The organism is Duganella sp. OV510 (assembly GCF_900100205.1).
Classification (GTDB): domain Bacteria; phylum Pseudomonadota; class Gammaproteobacteria; order Burkholderiales; family Burkholderiaceae_D; genus Rugamonas.
The window spans coordinates 330913-346220 of record NZ_FNEQ01000003.1; the positions used below are offsets into that span (position 1 = coordinate 330913).

Consider the following 15308-nt stretch of genomic DNA (forward strand, 5'->3'; position numbering starts at 1 on the left):
GCTTGTCACATGGCGCGGGACAATATCAACGACATACTGGTTTTTCTGGCGGTGGCCAGGGAGCGCAGTTTTACGCGCGCAGCCGCCAAGCTGGGGATGACGCAATCGGCGCTGAGCCACATCATCCGGTCGCTGGAAAGCCGTCTTGGCGTGCGCCTGCTGACGCGCACCACGCGCAGCGTCTCGCCCACCGAGGCCGGTGAGCGGCTGTTGCAGAATGTCGCGCCCCGGCTGGAGGAAGTAGAAGCCGAGATTGCCGCCATCAGCGACCTGGGCGACAAGCCGTCCGGCACCGTGCGCATCACCGCCATCGACTTCGTGGTCGATAGCTTGCTGTGGCCGCGCATCGCGCCGCTGCTGCTGGAATATCCCGATCTGCAAGTCGAAATCCATTCCGACTACCGCCTGATCGACATCGCCGCCGAACGCTTCGACATCGGCGTGCGCCACGGCGACCAGGTGGAAAAAGACATGATCGCCGTGCGCCTGACCGACGAGGTGCCGATGGCGATCGTCGCCGCGCCGGCGTATTTCGCCCTCCGGCAGCCACCGCAGTCGATCGCGGAGCTGCTGCGTCACAACTGCATCGTCATGCGACTGCCGAGCAGCGGCGGCATCTATGCCTGGGAGCTGCAAGACCAGGGCCGCGCAGTGGACGCCAAGGTGCGCGGCCAGGCGATCTTCACCAGTGTCTACCCGATGCTGGATGCGGCGCTGGCCGGCTGCGGTATCGCCTTTATTCCGCACAGCCTGGCGGCGCAGCACATCCAGTCCGGCCGCCTGGTGCAGGTGATGCAGCAGTTCTGCAAACCGTTCGAGCCGCTGTATGCGTTCTACCCGAGCCGCCGTCACTCATCGCGTGCGCTGGGGCTGGTGGTTGACGCCATCCGCCATCCGGGCTGAGCGCGCAGCCAGCCCGGCGAATAGTGCCGCCAGCGCTAGAATGCCGGCGCTCAGGTGGAAGGTGACGCGATAGCCGCTGGCATCGAATACCAGGCCGCCCACCGTGGCGCCCAGCATGATCGCCAGCTGCACCACCGCCACGATCAGGCCACCGCCGGCTTCGGCATCATCCGGCAAGGTATTGGCCAGCCAGGTCCACCAGCCGACCGGCGCCGAGGTGCCGACCAGCCCCCAGACCATCAGCAGCCCGGCCACCATCGGCAGCGACGATCCGAACGCCACCAGCGCCATGGCAATCGCCACCATCAACAGCGGAATCACGATCAAGGTGCGATACAGTCCCGCGCCAAGGAAGCGGCCAATCAAGGTGGTGCCGACAAAACCGGATACGCCCAGCATCAGCAGCACCAGCGACAAGCTCGATACATTGACGTGCGTGACGGTCTCCAGAAACGGCCGCAAATAGGTGAACAACGCAAACTGCCCCATGAAGAACAGGCTGACCGCGACCATGCCCAGCGCCACCACCGGCCGCTTCAGCAGGCTGAACACATTGCCGGCGCCGCCGCGCTGTTCGCTGCGCATGGACGGCAGGCTGGCGAACTTCCACGCGAAGGCAAGCGCCGCCATCGGCACCACGCAGAAGAACGCACCGCGCCAGCCGATCACCGCGCCAAGAAAACTGCCCAGCGGCGCCGCCACCACCGTCGCCAGCGCGTTGCCGCCGTTAAGGATGGCCAGCGCACGCGGCACCTGGTCGGCTGGCACCAGCCGCATCGCGGTGGCCGCCGACATCGACCAGAAGCCGCCGATGGCCACACCGATCAAGGCCCTGCCCGCCATGAAGATCAGGTAATTCGGCGCGAACGCCACCACGGTGCCGGACACCATCATCAGCAGGGACATCGACAGCAGCAAACGCTTGCGGTCCATGCTGCCCGCCACCGCGCTGATAAACAGACTGGTAAGCAAAGCGAAGGCGCCGGAAATGGCGATCGCCTGGCCGGCCTGGCCTTCGGTGATATGCAGGTCGGCTGCGATCGGCGTCAGCAGGCTGACCGGCATGAATTCGGACGCCACCAGCACAAAAGCGCCGAGCGACATCGCCAGCACCGCGCCCCAGGACGCGGCCTGTCCCGGCGCACGCGCGCCGGTAGCAAGAGAAGTAGGATTCATTTTTTTCAGGACGAACGAAAGCACACGCCAGCGCATTTAACGCGCGGCGTGTGGGATGACGAAAGAAGGGATCAGGCAGCCAGCGAGGCGCTGTCGATGACGAAGCGGTACTTGACGTCGCCTTTGATCATGCGCGCGTAGGCATCGTTGATTTCATCGGCGCGTATCAACTCAATATCGGCGACGATGCCATGCTTGGCGCAGAAGTCCAGCATCTCCTGCGTTTCAGGAATGCCGCCGATCATCGAGCCGGCAATCTGGCGGCGCTTCATGATCAGGTTGAACACCTGCGTCGACGGATGCGGCGTGGCGGGCGCACCCACCAGCGTCAGCGTGCCGTCGCGCTTCAGCAGCACCAGGAAGGCGTCCAGGTCGTGCGGCACGGCCACCGTGTTGAGGATAAAGTCGAAACTCTTGGCGTGCGCCGCCATCTCCTCGGCGTTGCGCGACACCACCACTTCATCGGCGCCCAGCGCCTTGGCGGCCTCGCGCTTGGATTCCGAAGTGGTGAACGCCACCACATGCGCGCCCATCGCGTGCGCCAGCTTGATGCCCATGTGGCCGAGGCCACCGATGCCGACCACGCCAACCTTCTTGCCCGGACCGGCGTTCCAGTGGCGCAGCGGCGAGTACGTGGTGATGCCGGCGCACAGCAGCGGCGCCACGGCGGCCAGGTCCTGCTCTGGATGGCGGATGCGCAGCACATAACGCTCGTGCACCACGATCTGCTGCGCATAGCCGCCCAGCGTGTGGCCCGGCGCATCGTCGGTCGGACCGTTGTAGGTGCCGACCATATTGTCGCAATAGTTTTCCAGCCCATCCTCGCACTCGGCGCAATGCTGGCAGCTGTCGACCATGCAGCCGACGCCGACCAGGTCCCCGACCTGGTAGTTTTTCACATGCGCGCCAATCGCAGCAACGCGGCCGACAATCTCGTGGCCCGGCACGCACGGGAACAGCGTGCCCGCCCATTCCGCACGCACCGTATGCAGGTCCGAATGGCATACGCCACAAAAGGCGATATCGATCTGCACATCATGCGCGCCCGGTGCGCGGCGGGTGATGTCCATCGAGACAAGGGGTTGATCGCCAGCGTGGGCGCCATAAGCTTTAATCGTCATGAGATAGATCCTTGATTTCCAATGGCAGCATCATAGCGACAAAAACAGGGACAAAACGGGCTGGCTTTTGCATGGGTTTATTAATGCGCTTCATGAATCGCCGCCACTGGGCTCAGATAATCGTCATCAGTGACCTTGTCCAGCCACACCACCGCCACACCATCCAGCGCTTCCTGAATCGCGATGTGGGTCATGGCGGTGGTGGCGGTGGCGCCGTGCCAGTGCTTGTGGCCGGGCGGGCACCAGATCACATCGCCGGCACGGATTTCGACCTTGGCCTCGCCCTCGCACTGGGTCCAGCCGCAGCCGGAGGTGACGATCAGCGTCTGCCCCAAGGGATGCGTATGCCAGGCCGAGCGCGCGCCCGGCTCAAAAGTCACGCTGGCCGACGACACACGCGCCGGCGCTGCGGCGGTGTGATGCGGGTCGATGCGCACGGTGCCGGTAAAGTATTGTTCCGGTCCCTGAACCGATGGCTGCGAGCCTGCACGTTTGAGTTCCATGATTATTCCTTTCGTTTAGCGAAGACTTCCTTGAATACCGGCATGGCGGAAAACACGTTGGGCCAGCCGGCGTAGAACGCCAGCTGCGTCAGCATTTCTCCGGCCTCGGTTTCGGTGAGACCGTTCTCCATGGCGCGGTTGAGGTGATAGGTGATCTGCGCCACCTGGCCCGACGCCACCAGCGCACTCACCGTGACCATGCTGCGATCGCGCGGCGCCAGGCCGGGACGCAGCCACAGGTCGCGGAACAGCGCGTCGGTGGTGTACTTCACCACGCCCGGCGACACCTTGCCGAAATTGGCTTCAACCATGCTGGCGCGCGCCGCTTCAGCCTTTTCGTCTAGCGGCAGCTTCTGCACGCTCGCAGCCGGCAGCTGATCGGCAGCGATCTTGCGTTCCTCAAATACCGGGTGCGCCGCGCTGACTGCTGCCATCGCGTTTGGCCAACCGGAGTAGAACGCCAGATGGGTGATGATCTCCGCGATCTCGCCCGGCTTGACGCCGCTGTCCAGCGCGCGCCTCAGGTAGAACGGCAATTCCTGCGGCTGGTTGCGCGCGATCAGCGTAGCAACCGTGACGATGCTGCGGTCGCGCGGCGACAGGCCGGGGCGCTGCCACACCTCGCCGAGCAGCAGGTTCGCGGTGTAGTTTTCAAGCGCCGGCGCCACCGGCGCGGCATGCGCGCTGTAGCACAGGGCTGCGGTAGCGGCCAGCAGGCCTGCCTTACTTGTCGTATTGTTCATCGCTGACTTTCTCCATCCAGTTGACGTTTTTTCCGGCCACGCTTTCCTGTATCGCCAGGTGCGTCATGGCGGTGCTTGGCGCAGCGCCGTGCCAGTGCTTGACGCCCGGCGGCGTGACGATCACATCGCCGGGCCGTATTTCCTGCAACGGCCCGCCCCACTGCTGCACGCGGCCGACGCCGGACGTAACGATCAGCACCTGGCCGGCGGGATGCGTATGCCAGGCAGACCGTGCACCCGGCTCAAACGTCACGGCGGCGCCGGCGGTAGTGGAAGGCGCGGCGGCGGCAAACAGCGGATCGACCCGCACGGCGCCGCTGAAGTACTGCTCCGGCCCTTTGTAGGACGCCTGGCTGCCGGCGCGCGCGATGCTCATTTCCTGCGCCTGCGCGGATGCGGCAAGCGCCAACACAATAGCGACGATGGTTTTCATGTCTGCTCCGATTTTTGTTGATGCAGCCAATATAGCTGTCAGCAAGTCATCGCAGTAGCAGGCGGCAGGTCAATACCGATATGAGGGATATTCATGAATCAGGCGCGCAGCGCATCCAGCACCAGCGCGAACGCCGGCGATGCTTGCCGCCGGCTCGGGTAGTAAAGATGGTAGCCCGCAAAGGTTGCGCTCCATTCGTCCAGCACGCGCCGCAACTGGCCCGCCGCCACATGCGGCGCGGCCAGGTCTTCCGGTACATAGGCGAAACCGTGGCCGTCCAATGCGGCCTGCAGCTTCTGCGGCGTGGTGCTGAAGATGCACTGGCCATCCAGCCGCAGCTCGAACGTGCGGCCGTCCTGCATGAACTCCCACGGCGAGACGTGGTCATAAGTCGGCAGCCGCATGTTGATGCACTGATGGCTGGCCAGATCCTGCGGCGTCTGCGGCAGCGCGCGTCCTTGCAGATAGGTCGGCGAGGCCACCACCACCATCCGCACATCGGGCGAGATGCGCACGGCAATCATGTCCTTGGCTACCTGGTCGCCCAGCCGCACGCCGGCGTCATAGCGTTCCGCAACAATGTCGATCAAACCATAGTTGATGTTCAGTTCCAGCTTGATGTCCGGGTACTGCTTCAGCAGCGGCGACAGCTTCGGCCACAGTACCATGCGCGCCGCGTGGTCGTGGGTGCTGATGCGCACCGTGCCGGCCGGCTTGTCCCGCCCTTCATTCAGCAGCGCCAGGCCAGCCTCGATACCTTCGTAATGCGACGACAACGATGCGAACAAACGCTCGCCAGCCTCTGTCGGCGTCACGCCGCGCGTGGTGCGCGCCAGCAGCCGCACGCCCAGCCTGGCCTCCAGCCCGCGTATCGTATGGCTCAGCGCCGATTGCGACACGCCCAGCTGCAAGGCGGCGCGCGTGAAGCTGCGCTCGCGCGCAACCAGCAAAAATGCTTGCAGATGATTGAAGTCGGTCTTTGCCATAGTGGCCAGTGTACACCTGTGATTCATGAATAATCTTCATAAGGTTAATCAAGGAAGCAGGCTAACTCCGGCATCGGCGCCGCGCTATGCTCGCGCGTTGACATCAAGTCGGACTCCCCCATGCATACACTGGCTGAAGCAATCGCGCACTGGACCGGCGGCCAGGAACACTGTCCAACGGCCATCCCCAACCTGTCGCTCTACCGGCGCAACCTGCCAACGCCACCCGTCGCGTGCCTGGTTGAGCCGAGCATCGTGCTGGTGGCGCAAGGCGCCAAGCAGCTGGTGATTGGCGAGCAGGCATACCGCTACGACGCCGAACGCTTCATGGTCACATCGCTCAATCTGCCTGGCATCTCGCAGGTGCTGGAAGCCGCGCCGGAACGCCCCTGTCTCGGTCTGGTCTACAAGCTGGACCTGCGCACCATCACCGAGCTGGCCACACACAGCGGCCTGCCGCCGCCGGTTGACAGCACCAACCAGGGTGCCGCTGCCATCGGCCGCCTGACGCCGGCGTTGGCCGAGCCGTTCCGCCGCCTGATTGCCCTGCTCGATGAGCCGGAGAGTTGTACAGTACTGGCGCCGTTGATCGAGCGCGAAATTCATTATCGCCTGCTGCTCAGCGACCAGTCGGCGCGCTTGCGCCAGATCGCCGCCACCGGCAGCCAGAGCTTCCGCATCGCCCGCGTGCTGGACTGGCTGCGCAACAACTACACCCAGCCATTGCGCATCGATGAACTGGCCGCCCACGTCAGGATGAGCGCATCGAACCTGCACCTGCACTTCCGCCAGCTGACCGCGATGAGCCCCTTGCAGTATCAAAAATGGCTGCGCCTGAATGAAGCGCGACGCCTGATGCTCAACGAACACCTGGATGCGGCCAGCGCCGCCTTCCGCGTCGGCTACGAGAGCCCATCGCAGTTCAGCCGCGAATACAGCCGCCAGTTCGGCGCACCGCCAAGGCGCGACATCGACACCATGCGCCGCGTAGCCGCGCCAGCAATCTAAAGAGGATCAGGCAAGAATCCGATGGAATCGTGATACCGGTTGCGAAAACCCGCTTCGTAGAATGCAAGCTTGCATTTCCACATCGGAGAAATACACATGATCACCCTCAACATCAACGGCAACCTCAAGCGCGTTGACGTCGCCGCCGACACGCCCCTGCTGTGGGTGCTGCGCGATTCCCTGCAAATGACCGGCACCAAATACGGCTGCGGCATGGGTTTGTGCGGCGCCTGCACCGCGCACCTCGACGGCGCAGCGATCCGTTCGTGCAGCACACCGGTATCGGCGGCGGTCGGCAAGAAGATCGTCACCATCGAAGCGATCGACCGCGCGCGCGTCGGCCAGGTGGTGCAGGCAGCGTGGCAAAAGCTTGACGTGGTCCAGTGTGGCTACTGCCAGTCCGGCCAGATCATGAGCGCGGTCGCGCTGCTGGAGCACAACCACAAGCCAACCGATGCCGACATCGATGCCGCAATGGCTGGCAATATCTGCCGCTGTGCCACCTATGTCCGCATCCGCGCCGCCATCCACGAAGCCGCTCAGGCACTGGCGTGAAAGGGACAATCAACATGAACACTCCACGTATCGAAAATGGCAGCCGCCGCGACTTCCTGCGCGGCGCACTGCAAGGCGCGGCCGGCCTGACGCTGGCCATCTACCTGCCGGGTGCAGCCAACGCGGCGCCGGTCACCACCGCCGCCTTTGAACCAAACGCCTTCGTTCGTATCGGCGCCGACAACACTGTGACGGTGATCGCCAAGCACGTCGAGATGGGCCAGGGCGCGTACACTGGCCTCGCCACACTGGTGGCCGAGGAACTGGACGCGGCCTGGTCACAGGTCAGTGTGGAAGGCGCGCCAGCAGACGCCAGCCGCTATAACAACCTGGCCTTCGGTCCGGTGCAAGGCACCGGCGGCAGCACCGCCATCGCCAACTCGTTTGAACAGATGCGCAAGGCCGGCGCCAGTGCGCGCGCCATGCTGGTCTCGGCCGCCGCCGCGCAGTGGCAAGTGCCGGCCGCCGAGATCAGCGTCAGCGACGGCGTGCTCTCGCATGGCAGCCGCAAGGCCAGCTTCGGCGAATTGGCCAACGCCGCCGCGCAACTGCCGGTGCCGGCAGAGGTCACACTGAAATCGCCGCAGGACTTTAAACTGATCGGCAAGCAGGCGCCGCGCAAGGACAGCGGCGACAAGACCAATGGCCGCGCCAGGTTCACGCAGGACGTGCACCTCCCCGGCATGCTGACCGCCGTGGTCGCGCATCCGCCGCGCTTCGGCGCCACCGTCAAGTCATTCGACGCCAGCAAGGCCAGGGCCGTCAAGGGCGTAGTCAATGTGGTGCAGATCCCCAGTGGCGTTGCCGTGCTGGCCAAGGACACCTGGAGCGCCAAGCAGGGCCGCGATGCATTGCACATCGTCTGGGACGAATCCAGGGCCTTCAAGCTGGGCAGCGAAGAAATCTTCGCACAGTTCCGCGCACTGGCGCAAAAGCCGGGACTCGTCGCACGCAACGAGGGCGATGCCGGCGCCACGCTGGCCGGCTCAACACGCGTGCTGCGCGCCGCTTACGACTTCCCATATCTCGCACACGCCGCGATGGAGCCGCTGAACTGCGTCGTGCACCTCCGCGATAATGAATGCGAGCTGTGGTACGGCGCGCAGTTCCAGTCGATTGACCAGCCGGCCGTAGCCAGCCTGCTTGGTCTGCCGCCTGAAAAGGTGAAGATCAATATGCTGTACGCCGGCGGCAGCTTCGGCCGCCGCGCCAGCAAGGACGCGGACTACATTCTGGAAGCGGTGCAGATCGCCAGGGTCGCCAAAGCGCGCGTGCCGGTCAAGCTGGTCTGGCTGCGCGAGGACGACATGAAAGGCGCCTACTACCGCCCGGCCTTCCATCACACGCTGGAAGCATCGCTGGATGCGCAGGGCCGTCCGGACGGCTGGCGTCACCGCCTGGTTGGACAGTCCATCCTGGCCGGCAGTGCCTTTGCCGGCATGATCAAGGATGGCATCGATGCGGTGTCGGTGGAAGGTGCGAGCAATCTGCCATACGGCATTCCGGCGTTGCGTGTCGAGCTGCACACGCCAACCGATATTCCGGTGCCGGTACATTGGTGGCGCTCGGTGGGCTCGACCCACACCGCCTACTCCACCGAAACCTTTATCGACGAACTGGCCGCCACCGCCGGGCAGGATGCGGTGGCCTACCGCCTGGCTTTGCTGGACAAGCATCCGCGCCATGCGGCCGTGCTCAAGCTGGCCGCCGACAAAGCTGGCTGGGGCCAGCCGCTGCCGGCCGCCAAAGACGGCGCCCGCCGTGGACGTGGTGTGGCGGTACATGAATCGTTCGGCACCTTTGTCGCCGAGGTGGCCGAGGTGACGGTGCAAGCCGACGGCGCGTTCACGGTAGACCGCGTGGTGTGCGCGGTCGACTGCGGCATCGTCGTCAATCCGGACGTGGTGCGTGCGCAGGTGGAAGGCGGTGTCGGCTTTGCCTTGTCGGCGGCGCTGCATGGCGCCATCACGCTCAAGGATGGCGCGGTGGAGCAATCCAACTTCCACGACTACGCACCGATCCGCATCACCGAGATGCCCAAGGTGGAAGTGCACATCCTGCCGTCAGCGGAAAAGCCAAGCGGCATCGGCGAACCGGGCGTGCCGCCGCTGGCGCCGGCGCTGGCCAACGCGCTGGCCGCCGCTACCGGCAAGCGCGTGCGCACGCTGCCTATCCGCACCGACGAGCTGAAGGCCTGATGGAAAGCGTCGACCTGCAAGTGCTGGAAGCCGTGCGCCGCTGGTCGGCCGAGGAACGGCGCTATGCGCTGGTGACAGTGGCGCATACCTGGGGCTCGGCGCCACGCCCGCCCGGCTCGTGGCTGGCGATCCGCGACGATGGCATGGCGGTCGGCTCGGTGTCGGGCGGCTGCGTTGAGGACGACATCATTGCCCGCATGCGTGAGGGCCGACTGGGTGAGCGCCAGCCATTCCTGCTGACCTACGGCGTCACCCAGGACGAGGCCGCGCGCTACGGCCTGCCTTGCGGCGGCGCGCTGGAGCTGGTGGTCGAGCCTCGGCCAGATCCGGCCCAGCTGGACGAACTGGCCGCACGGCTGCAACGCGGCGAACTGGTGCTGCGCGAGGTTGCGCTTGGCGCCGGCGTTATCACCCTGCGCGACGCCAGCCGTGGCGACAGTCTGCACTGGGATGGCGAACTGCTGCGCACCGTGCATGGCCCGCAATGGCGGCTGCTGCTGGTCGGTGCCGGCCAGATCGCAGCGTATCTGGCGCCCATGGCGCAGGCGCTGGGCTACGAAGTCATCGTCTGCGAGCCACGCGAAGAATACGGCGCCACATGGCAGGTGCCGGGCACGCGGCTGGTCACCACCATGCCGGACGATACCCTGTTGGCCATGCAGCCTGATGCCCGCTGCGCGGTAGTGGCGCTGACCCATGATCCCAAGCTGGACGACCTGCTGTTGCTGGAAGCGCTACGCTCCCCGGTCTTCTACGTCGGCGCGGTCGGCTCGCGCGCCAACGACGCACGCCGGCGCGAACGCCTGATGCAGCACTTTGATTTCTCCAGCGCCGAACTGGAACGCCTGTACGGTCCGGTGGGCCTGCCGATCGGCAGCCACACGCCGCCGGAAATCGCGGTCGCCATCGTGGCCGAAATCACCGCCGTGCGCAACGGCGCCCCCATCGCGCAGCGCCTGGCCAACTATACCTTGCTGTAAACGCCGCTAAATCCGCGATTTTTTTCGTTTGGCTATAATGGCGACATGATCAACCTGGCCAAGCGAAAAACGCTGTACCTGTGGATCGCCATGCTGGCCATCCTGTTCGGCGCGCTCGCGCCGACGGTATCGCATGCGCTGGCTGCCGGCCGGCCAGCCGACAGCAGCATGATGCTGTGTACCGTCAGCGGTTACCAGATGATCAAGGCGCCAGCCGACGACAGCAAGGCGCCTGCCGATGCCAAGAGCATGCAGCATTGCGCCTTCTGCACGCTGCATGGCGGCGCTGATGCGCTGCCTGCCGCCCCAACGCTGGCGCTCGTGCTGAGCACTGGCCGCGACATCTATCCGCCCCTGTTCTACAGCGCCCCGCGCAGCCAGCTCACCTGGTCGGCCGCGCAGCAGCGCGCCCCGCCTTTCCTCGCCTGATTCGTCTTCACCCACTCCATCGCGCCAGCCCGGCTGCGCGCGTGGCGCCGCGCTGCGCCTGATACGAATACAACGAGGAATATCATGAAATCGCTTTACCTGACCATTTGCCTGGCCGCCGCCGGCATCGCCCACGCCCAATCCGATGTCGCACCGATCACCGATCCGAAACTCAAGGTGATCGTCTCTGCCCTTGGCGAAAGCTGGCTGCAACGTCCCACCGGCCCGAGTGACGCCGCCCTGCTGCTCAGTTCCACGCCAGGCTACAGCGTGGCGCAGGCCGGCGGCGTCTCCGGCCTGCCCTTCATCAACGGCCTCGGTGACGACCGCCTGAAGATCCGTATCGACGGCATGGAAATCACCTCGGCCTGCGCCAACCACATGAACGCGCCGCTGTCCTATCTCGATCCAACGCAGGTCGGCCGCATCGAAGTGCTGGCCGGCGTCACGCCGGTCAGCGCCGGCGGCGACAGCATAGGCGGCACCATCACCGTCAAATCCAGCGCGCCGCAGTTTGCCGAGACGGCGGACAAGCTGCGCACCTCCGGCCGCATCACGCTGAGTGGCCGCAGCAACGGCGAAGCGCTCAACGCCGGCGTCTCGGCCGGTATCGCCAGCGACAGCATGAGCTTCGGCTACAGCGCCGCTTATGCGCATGGTCATAGCTATGAAGACGGCAACGGCAAGCGCGTGCTGGGCAGCCTGTATGAGAGCATCAACCAGTCGGCGGTGCTGGCGTTGCGCGACCAGGACCAGCAACTGACAGTGCGCGCCGGCGTGCAGCACATTCCGTATCAGGGCTTCCCCAACCAGTACATGGACATGACCGATAACACCGGCAAGTTCGTCAACGCCGACTATCTGCGCCGCTTCGGCTGGGGCGAACTGGAGGCGAATCTGTACTGGCAGCGCACCGACCACGAAATGGGCTTCTTCTCGCCCGAACGTCCCGGCACCATGCCGATGGTCACGCACGGCCGCAACATTGGCTACACGCTCAAGGCCACGTTGCCGCTGGACGAAGCGGTCAAACTGCGCATCGGCCAGGAATACCACACCTTCCGCCTGCAAGATTTCTGGCCGGCCGTCAGCGGCTCGATGATGATGGGGCCGAACACCTATGTGAACATCAACGACGGCCAGCGCGACCGCATCGCCCTGTACGGCGAAGCGGAAACCATCCACAGCGCACAATGGACTTCGTTGCTGGGCGCCCGCTGGGAATCCGTGCGCATGAACGCCGGCGACGTGCAGCCTTATTCCACCTCGATGATGAACGCCGCCGATGCAGCCGCCGCCAGCGCCTTCAACGCGCGCGACCGCCATCAGCGCGACAGCAATCTTGACCTGACCGCGCTGGCCCGCTACGAGGCGAATGCCAACACCACGCTGGAACTGGCCGCCGCCCGCAAGACCCGCTCACCCAACCTGTATGAGCGCTTTGCATGGGGACGCGGCACCATGGCCATGACCATGACCAACTGGTTCGGCGATGGCAACGGCTATGTCGGCAATATCGACCTGAAACCGGAGACCGCCTACACGCTGGGCTTCACCGCCCATTGGCACGGCGGCGAAGGCGCGCAAGCCTGGTTCGTCAAGCTGAATCCGTATTTCAACCGGGTGCAGGATTACATCGATGTCGATGTGCTGGGCAGCTTCAATCCCTATATGCAGATGAACGCCAGCGGCGCCCTGCTGCGCTTCGCCAACCACGACGCCCGCCTGTACGGCGCCAACCTGTCGTGGAATGTGCCGGTGGCCGCCAATCTCAAATTCAACGGCAACGCCGCCTACACACGCGGCAAGCGCAGTGACGATGGCGATCTGTATCACATCATGCCGCTCAACGCCCTGTTGACGCTGGAGCATAGCAGCGGCGCCTGGACCAACCAGATCGAAGCCAGGCTGGTGGCCAACAAGGATCACGCCGACCTGCGCCGGCTGGAGCCGAGAACCGCCGGCTATGGCCTGCTCAACGCCCGCACCAACTACCAGTTGCAGAAAAACCTGCGCGTGTCGCTGGGCGTCAGCAATCTGCTGGACAAGGTCTACGCCGATCCGATGGGTGGCGTCTACCTGGCTGGCCTGCAACGCCAGGGCGGCGCGCTGCAACCGCTGCCGGGCTACGGCCGCTCGGTGGATATCGGGCTGACGCTGTCGTTCTGAGGCTTGTCGCGTGACGGGTGAATAAACATGCCTAAACTTGGTGATTTTCGTAATTGCGGTATAACTGTGCTGATAGCAGAATATTGATCATTAAAACGAGAATGGAGCATGTACACCCATGGTAGATCAGATCCGCCTTGCCAGCCTGCTGGCACTCGGCCTGTTGGCCGCTTCGGCCAGCGCCGAAACGGTCACTGTTAAATCCCCCGACGGCCGCAACGCGGTCAGCATCGACAGCGATAAACTCACGTGGTCTCTCAACCGCGACGGCAAACGCATCATCGAGCCGTCGCCGCTGGGACTGAAACTGCTGGAACAGGGGCCGATCGGCGCCGCCGCCAAGCTCACCGGCCACACCGAAAGCACCGTCAAGGACACGTACGAGATCGTGCTGGGCAAGGCGCGCAGCGCACCGGATCATTACAACCAGTCGGAAATCAGCTTTGCCGGCAAGCTGCAATTCAAGCTGCTGGTGCGCGCCTACGACAACGGCGTGGCGCTGCGCTACGCGATTCCCGAACAGGCCGGCCTCAAAACCGTGAAGGTGATGAGTGAGGCAACGCAATTCAACTTCGCCAAGGATTACGACTGCTGGGGCGCCAACATGGGCCGCTATGACACCAGCTTCGAAGCCGAATACGACCTGACCAAGGCGTCGCGCATCCGCCCGTTCAACAACTATATGGCGCCGCTGGTGTGCAAGACCGGCGTCAACGCCACCACCTTTGCCATCGCCGAATCCGACGTCAAGGACTATCCGGGCTTCTTCCTGTCTGGCCGTGGCGATGCCGGCCTGGGTGTGCAGGTCACGCTGCCGCAGCGCTTCGACAACAACCGCGACTTCCGTTCGCGTAAAAGCATCTCCGCCAGCGTCGAGCTGAAAGGACAAGGATTCAGGACGCCATGGCGCGTGGTCATGCTGGGCGATACGCCGGGCGACCTGGCCGCATCCTCGCTGATTCCAACGCTGGCGGCGCCGTCGCAGATCAAGGACACCAGCTGGATCAAGCCATCCAAGACCTCGTGGGACTGGTGGAATGACTGGGCAGTCAACGTGCCGAACGCCGGCATCAACACCGCCACCTACAAGGCTTTCATCGACTTCTCGAAAGACATGAAGCTGGACGATATCCTGATCGACGAAGGCTGGTCGGTCGGCAGCGACATCGAGCCGAATCCGAAAGCCGACATCACCAAAGGCAAGCCGGAGATGGACATGCCGGAGCTGTTGCAATACGCCAAGTCGCAGGGTGTGGGAGTATGGCTGTGGGTGCAATGGCATCAGCTGGACAAGCAGATGGATGCCGCCTTCAGGAAGTACGCCGCCTGGGGCGCCAAGGGCGTGAAGATCGACTTCATGAACCGTAACGACCAGGAGATGGTCGACTGGTATCACAAGGTGCTGCAAAAGGCAGCTGAATACAAGCTGATGGTCGACCTGCACGGCGCCTATCCGCCCAACGGCCTGAATCGCACCTGGCCTAACTACGTGACGCAGGAAGGTGTGCTCGGCGCGGAATACAACAAGTGGGGCGCCCGCATCACCGCCACCCACAATGTCACGCTGCCGTTCACCCGCATGATCCTCGGCCCGATGGATTACACGCCGGGCGGCTTCCACAACGTCACACCGTCGAACTTCGCGCCGCGCAACCGCGAGCCGATGGTGATGACCACGCGCGGCCAGGCCATCGCCATGTTCGTCGTGTACGACAGCCCGTTCCAGATGGTGTCCGACAGCCCGGCCGCCTACAAGACTGCCGACGGCAAATGGGCCGATGGCGCGGAGTTCATCCAGCAGGTACCCACCACCTGGGACGAAACCCGCATCATCGCCGGCGACATCGGCGAGTACATCGTTTCGGCCCGACGCAAGGGTGATGTCTGGTACATCGGCGCCATGACCAATGAATCGGAACGCACGCTGAAAGTGCCGCTGGCATTCCTCGGCAAGGGCGAGTACAACGCCCATGTGCTACAGGATGGCGAAGACGTCACCCGCCTGGAAGCCAGCGACAGCAAGGTCACGGCCATGCAGACCATCACGCTGAAGCTGGCGCCGTCCGGCGGCGCCGTGGCCATCATCAAGCCTTGACGGGCCCGA

The 15308-nt window shown here is 64.4% G+C and carries 14 protein-coding genes; 8 read left to right on the forward strand and 6 right to left on the reverse strand.

Annotation, left to right across the window (positions count from 1 at the left end; translation table 11 throughout):
• Positions 1-9: 9 nt before the first annotated feature.
• Complete coding sequence (locus BLS51_RS11350) at positions 10-903, forward strand: LysR family transcriptional regulator (protein WP_090182652.1); 894 nt, start codon at positions 10-12, stop codon at positions 901-903.
• Here BLS51_RS11350 and BLS51_RS11355 read toward each other — a convergent pair.
• The 6 genes from BLS51_RS11355 to BLS51_RS11380 all read right to left on the reverse strand — a co-directional run bounded on the left by BLS51_RS11355 (position 853) and on the right by BLS51_RS11380 (position 5865).
• On the reverse strand, positions 853-2079 hold the full coding sequence (locus tag BLS51_RS11355) for an MFS transporter (RefSeq protein WP_090183479.1): 1227 nt from the start codon (positions 2077-2079) through the stop codon (positions 853-855). The two genes, BLS51_RS11350 and BLS51_RS11355, sit on opposite strands and share 51 nt — an antisense overlap.
• Before the next feature lie 71 nt (positions 2080-2150).
• A complete protein-coding gene (locus tag BLS51_RS11360; protein ID WP_090182649.1) occupies positions 2151-3200 on the reverse strand; it encodes an NAD(P)-dependent alcohol dehydrogenase in 1050 nt (349 codons plus the stop codon).
• Between the two features lie 80 nt (positions 3201-3280).
• A complete protein-coding gene (locus BLS51_RS11365; protein ID WP_090182647.1) occupies positions 3281-3703 on the reverse strand; it encodes a (R)-mandelonitrile lyase in 423 nt (140 codons plus the stop codon).
• 2 nt (positions 3704-3705) lie between these two features.
• Positions 3706-4446, reverse strand: a complete 741-nt coding sequence (locus BLS51_RS11370; protein WP_090182645.1) for a carboxymuconolactone decarboxylase family protein — start codon at positions 4444-4446, stop codon at positions 3706-3708.
• On the reverse strand, positions 4427-4879 hold the full coding sequence (locus tag BLS51_RS11375; RefSeq protein ID WP_090182643.1) for a (R)-mandelonitrile lyase: 453 nt from the start codon (positions 4877-4879) through the stop codon (positions 4427-4429). The genes BLS51_RS11370 and BLS51_RS11375 overlap by 20 nt, the downstream gene beginning before the upstream one ends.
• 98 nt (positions 4880-4977) lie before the next feature.
• On the reverse strand, positions 4978-5865 hold the full coding sequence (locus tag BLS51_RS11380) for a LysR family transcriptional regulator (RefSeq protein WP_090182641.1): 888 nt from the start codon (positions 5863-5865) through the stop codon (positions 4978-4980).
• A gap of 120 nt (positions 5866-5985) precedes the next feature.
• Between BLS51_RS11380 and BLS51_RS11385 the strand changes: the two genes are divergently transcribed.
• From BLS51_RS11385 to BLS51_RS11415, 7 genes are all read left to right on the forward strand, one after another.
• Positions 5986-6873, forward strand: coding sequence for an AraC family transcriptional regulator (locus tag BLS51_RS11385; RefSeq protein WP_090182639.1), 888 nt, complete (start codon positions 5986-5988; stop codon positions 6871-6873).
• Positions 6874-6969: 96 nt separating this feature from the next.
• The gene (locus BLS51_RS11390) at positions 6970-7428 is read left to right on the forward strand and encodes a (2Fe-2S)-binding protein (RefSeq protein ID WP_090182637.1); all 459 of its coding nucleotides are present in this window, start codon (positions 6970-6972) and stop codon (positions 7426-7428) included.
• Between the two features lie 14 nt (positions 7429-7442).
• The gene (locus BLS51_RS11395; protein ID WP_090182635.1) at positions 7443-9626 is read left to right on the forward strand and encodes a xanthine dehydrogenase family protein molybdopterin-binding subunit; all 2184 of its coding nucleotides are present in this window, start codon (positions 7443-7445) and stop codon (positions 9624-9626) included.
• On the forward strand, positions 9626-10606 hold the full coding sequence (locus BLS51_RS11400) for an XdhC family protein (protein ID WP_090182633.1): 981 nt from the start codon (positions 9626-9628) through the stop codon (positions 10604-10606). Before BLS51_RS11395 ends, BLS51_RS11400 begins: the two co-directional genes overlap by 1 nt.
• 45 nt (positions 10607-10651) lie before the next feature.
• Positions 10652-11035: a DUF2946 domain-containing protein gene (locus BLS51_RS11405; protein WP_090182630.1), complete on the forward strand. Its 384-nt coding sequence runs from the start codon at positions 10652-10654 to the stop codon at positions 11033-11035.
• Positions 11036-11119: 84 nt separating this feature from the next.
• Entirely contained in the window at positions 11120-13204 is a 2085-nt protein-coding gene (locus BLS51_RS11410; RefSeq protein WP_090182628.1) for a TonB-dependent receptor, read from the forward strand.
• Positions 13205-13322: 118 nt separating this feature from the next.
• The gene (locus tag BLS51_RS11415) at positions 13323-15299 is read left to right on the forward strand and encodes a glycoside hydrolase family 97 protein (RefSeq protein ID WP_175472553.1); all 1977 of its coding nucleotides are present in this window, start codon (positions 13323-13325) and stop codon (positions 15297-15299) included.
• Positions 15300-15308: the final 9 nt, after the last annotated feature.

Bases quoted from the DNA above. Each gene is read 5' to 3' on its own strand.
- BLS51_RS11370 (WP_090182645.1), bottom strand. From the start codon at position 4,446: ATGAACAATACGACAAGTAAGGCAGGCCTGCTGGCCGCTACCGCAGCC.
- BLS51_RS11375 (WP_090182643.1), bottom strand. From the start codon at position 4,879: ATGAAAACCATCGTCGCTATTGTGTTGGCGCTTGCCGCATCCGCGCAG.
- BLS51_RS11355 (WP_090183479.1), bottom strand. From the start codon at position 2,079: ATGAATCCTACTTCTCTTGCTACCGGCGCGCGTGCGCCGGGACAGGCC.
- BLS51_RS11400 (WP_090182633.1), top strand. From the start codon at position 9,626: ATGGAAAGCGTCGACCTGCAAGTGCTGGAAGCCGTGCGCCGCTGGTCG.
- BLS51_RS11395 (WP_090182635.1), top strand. From the start codon at position 7,443: ATGAACACTCCACGTATCGAAAATGGCAGCCGCCGCGACTTCCTGCGC.
- BLS51_RS11410 (WP_090182628.1), top strand. From the start codon at position 11,120: ATGAAATCGCTTTACCTGACCATTTGCCTGGCCGCCGCCGGCATCGCC.
- BLS51_RS11390 (WP_090182637.1), top strand. From the start codon at position 6,970: ATGATCACCCTCAACATCAACGGCAACCTCAAGCGCGTTGACGTCGCC.
- BLS51_RS11405 (WP_090182630.1), top strand. From the start codon at position 10,652: ATGATCAACCTGGCCAAGCGAAAAACGCTGTACCTGTGGATCGCCATG.
- BLS51_RS11385 (WP_090182639.1), top strand. From the start codon at position 5,986: ATGCATACACTGGCTGAAGCAATCGCGCACTGGACCGGCGGCCAGGAA.
- BLS51_RS11350 (WP_090182652.1), top strand. From the start codon at position 10: ATGGCGCGGGACAATATCAACGACATACTGGTTTTTCTGGCGGTGGCC.
- BLS51_RS11365 (WP_090182647.1), bottom strand. From the start codon at position 3,703: ATGGAACTCAAACGTGCAGGCTCGCAGCCATCGGTTCAGGGACCGGAA.
- BLS51_RS11415 (WP_175472553.1), top strand. From the start codon at position 13,323: ATGGTAGATCAGATCCGCCTTGCCAGCCTGCTGGCACTCGGCCTGTTG.
- BLS51_RS11360 (WP_090182649.1), bottom strand. From the start codon at position 3,200: ATGACGATTAAAGCTTATGGCGCCCACGCTGGCGATCAACCCCTTGTC.
- BLS51_RS11380 (WP_090182641.1), bottom strand. From the start codon at position 5,865: ATGGCAAAGACCGACTTCAATCATCTGCAAGCATTTTTGCTGGTTGCG.